This is a genomic window from Aminobacter sp. P4_H6_2, from assembly GCF_056400805.1.
Window position 1 is genome coordinate 1 of the sequence record NZ_JBFUKO010000515.1, and the last position, 3951, is coordinate 3951.

2 protein-coding genes are annotated in these 3951 nt (G+C 62.8%); both read right to left on the reverse strand.

Translation table 11 applies throughout. The features are described from left to right. Window positions 1–1165 (reverse strand): AcvB/VirJ family lysyl-phosphatidylglycerol hydrolase (locus AC1DUU_RS25565; RefSeq protein WP_476786173.1); only part of this gene is annotated, 1165 nt, incomplete at its 3' end. Between the two features lie 34 nt (window positions 1166–1199). Next, window positions 1200–3809: a bifunctional lysylphosphatidylglycerol flippase/synthetase MprF gene (mprF, locus tag AC1DUU_RS25570; protein WP_476786174.1), complete on the reverse strand. Its 2610-nt coding sequence runs from the start codon at window positions 3807–3809 to the stop codon at window positions 1200–1202. Window positions 3810–3951: the final 142 nt, after the last annotated feature.

The following is a 3951-nucleotide window of genomic DNA, read 5'->3' on the forward strand; positions in this document are numbered from 1 at the left end:
GACCGAGCCAGTTCTCCATCGTCACCTGGAAAGGCGTCGTCTTTTCCGTGCCGAGAAGACCGATGAAATCGATACGGCTGCGAATGTCGTCAGGCAGGTGCGGCCAGGCAAAGGGCGTGACATCGGCGCCAAAGGAATAGCCGAGCAGCGCCACCGGCAGCTTGCCGGAGGGATCAGCATCACGAATGATCGAAGCCATGTCCTTTGCAACCTTGTCGGGCTGACGCACCGACCAGAAATAGCGCAGCGAATCCACTCCGACGACCTGAATGCCTTGCGCTGCAAGCTGTTCGCCGACACTTTTGTCGATATCTCTCCAGCCGCCGTCACCAGAATAAAAGAGCGCGAGGCGTGTCGGGGTCCCCACCGTCGGGATGTCGACCACCGGCAGTGACTTGTCGCCGGCGTCAGCGGCGGCGATTTCGGCAACCGCATCCACGGCAAGCGACAACCGCTCATCCGCGGTCGCTGCGGTTTTTGTCTCAAGCCGGAAGCTGCCGGTCTGAGCGCTCGCGGCAGCTGCTGCCATCGTCGGCGCATCCGCCATGACCATCACCCCGGGAGAGGGCAACGGCGCGTCGAGCCCATAGCTGAAACCCCCGCCGGCCACGGCCGTCGGCTCCGCGCCCTTGCATACTGGTACTGCCGTATTCAGCGCCACTGCGGGGTCGATCGACACGGTGCCCGCCAAGGTCGCGGCCGGCGCGTCGGCCAGTGCGGCGTAAGCAAGTGTTGCACCTTCGCCGACGCCGAGAACGACGGGATGGAGATAATGGTGGCTGTCGAGCAGTCGCTGGGCTTCCTTGGACAGGCCTTCAAGATCGGACCCAAGATAGATGCACTCGCCAGGGTCGGTATTAAGAAGCGGCCGCCAGGCATCGATATCGACCGGCAGGACGGCGATGTCGCGACGTTCCAACTCACGGGCGAGCTTGGCGGCACGCCCATCGCGGTCGCCGGACCCGGATAYGAGGATTGCCAGTCCTTGCAGCTTTCCCACCGGCGGCTGCATGGGCACATTGTTCAGCCGGCCGTAGCTTACGCTGATTGTCGGCGGCAGATAGCCGGCCTCACGCCGGATTTGCGGCCAGAACCACGCGGCTGCGGCCGCACAGCCGAGAGCGGCAATGCCCGCGATGCCAATCAGGATCATACGCTTTTTCATAATACAGCCCCGCATGAAATGAACATTTTGCCGCCTATTTGCGCTTGCCAATGAGGGGACGGCCACTGATCAAAGTGGTGACGTCGAGAAGTGCCTTTGGGGTATCAAGTGCTGGCGGGCAGATGAGGTAGTTGGCGGTCCACACCGGATCGAACTTGTCCTTGAAGGCACGCAGGCCGTCGAAGCGATAGAGGTTCTGGCCCTTCTGGTACATCAGCGAACCGAAACGGTTCCAGCGCGAGGCAACACGATGGTCGGTCAKCCCGGACAAGGGCGCGACCCCGAGATTGAACCAGCGATAGCCCTCGGCCTTCGCCACCATCATGACCTTGGTGAACAGCGCGTCCATCATGACCTTGCAGTCGTCCTGCCGGTAGCGCATCAGATCGACAGCGACCTCGTTGCGCTCGCCGCTCCGCCACAAATTGGCGAAGGCGACAATGCGATCGCCGCGCTTCAGCACCGCGACGTCGAAATGGCTCAGATATTCGGCATCGAAAAAGCCGAGCGAGAAGCGTTTCTCGCTGCCGGACTTCAGCCGCAGCCATTCGTCGGAGACCGCCCGCAACTGATCGATGATGCCAGGCACGTCCGCCTTCGCAACGATCTCGAAGGTCAGGCCATCCTTCTCCGCGCGGCGGTCGGCATAGCGCAGCGGCTGACGCTTGGCGCCTTCAAGCGTGAATTCGGCGAGATCAACGCGCGCTACCTCGCCAAGCTTCAAGGCCACCAGGCCCATGTCGAGGAACATCGGCAGGCGCTGCGGGCCGACTTCGTAGAACACAGTGCGCAGACCTGAGCGGTCGGCCAATTCGTGGAAGTCCCATGCCAGCGCGGTCATCGCCTCTTCGGTGCCAATGGGCTCTCCCATCGAGATCAGGCTGCCGCCCGAGCGCTGGTACATGACGAAGCCCTCGCCGTTGGCTGCGACGAGAAAGCGCTTGTCGCCGAGAAGGGCCAATGCTGCCGCCGTCGAACAGGCTTCCGCGACCAGCGCCGGCACGCTTTCGGGCACTCTTCCCAGTGGCGCCAGCGTCAGCACACGGCGGTTGATGAGCGTGTCGGCAAGCACAACAAGAAGCAGCGTGACCAAGACCACGCTGGCACGCAGCATGCGAGGGGCATCGCCGTTGAAGGCGAACTCCCACCAGAGCTGGCTGCTGTATTCGACGTGGCGGAAGGCGAAAAAGCCGAGCCATATGCAGGCGCAGATCGTCGTGCCGACGCTAGCCAGCCAGCCCCAAGAGAGATGCAGGTCACTGCGGAGGGGGCGCCGGTAGAAAGAGTCGCGGAAGACAAACAGTGTCAATGTCATGAGCGCCAGCACCAGTGCTTCTTCCCAGTCGAGACCCTTCGCCAGGGAAAAGACGGCACCGCTGATGAAGAGCATCATCGCCGCAAGCCAGGCGCGCCGCAGCCTTTTGACAAGGCCACGGGCAACGATCAGCAACGCCACCGCAACGAAGCTTGCGCCGAGATGGGACATTTCGACGAAGGGCAGCGGGATGAATTCGGAGAGTGTGTCGATGCGCTCGGCAAGGCTTGGCGTCAGTGCCGAGATCAGGATCACCATGGCGCCGATAAAGGCGATGCCGGCCGAAAGCGGCGGAATCAGCGGCTCGAGCAGCAGCGAGGCGGCACCGACAGGACCGGCCAGGCGGTGACGGTGGCGGTGGATTTCGGAGATGAGCAGGCCGAGCACCGCAACGCCAAAGGGCAGCAGCGTGTAGACGATGCGGTAGACGACCAGTCCAGCAAGCGCTTCGGAATTGTTGCCCAGACCAAGGCCGGCGATGATTGTCGCTTCAAAGGCGCCGATACCGCCCGGCGCGTGGCTGACGATGCCGAGGATTACGGCAACGACATAGACAAGGATGWAGGCCGAGAAACTTCCCACACTGCCCGCCGGAAGCAGCACATAGAGGCAGGCAGCAGCAGCAGCCAGATCGATAAGCCCGGCTGCGATCTGTACCAGTGCGCCGCGCGAGGACGGCAGCCTGAGAGAAATCCGGCCGAACCCCAGGGTCCGCTCGCCACGCGACAGCCAAACGACGAGCGCGGCGATGCCAAGCAGGACGACGAGGCCGATGGCGAGATCCAGTTCGGGCCCGAGGGTCGCGAGCCATGGGATCTGCCCCGGTTCGGCGACCATCGCGATCGCAGCCATGATGGCGAAGGCAAACCAGATCGCAAACCACGAGGTGCCGACTATGCGGCCGATATCGGCAAGTTCGATGCCTTGGGCGGCATAGACGCGATAGCGCAGCGCACCGCCCGTCAGCAGCGAAAAACCAAGCGCGTTGGAGATCGCGTAACCGGCGGCACCCGCAAGCACGGACACGCGACGCGGGATGCGGCCAGGGGCGATCGTTTCGACGGCCACGACGTCATAGAACGCGACGGCAGCGAAGCTGATGATGGTGAACAAGACCGCCAGCAACAGCGGTTCAAGCGGGAAGCTGCGCAGATCATCCTGAATTTCCGCGAGCGATATCGCATTGATGTGCTGGCTCAGCACCCAAAATGCGAAGATCGCGACGGCGACGCCAGCAAGCGGCAGGGCGACGGCCGACCGACGTTGCCAGGAAAACAGCTTGCCGCGTTCTGGCTGCATGTCGAGATATTCGGTCGTAGGCTGGTCCATGCTGTCGCCATTCAATTCGCTGCGCGGAACGCGTCGGCGAGGCGCGAAGAGGCGACGCGATAAGGGCAATTCTGCGGCGGATTCCACCCTGCAATCAACCGCGAACCTTAACTCTTCGTCATGTTCCGCTGCGAGGTAATGG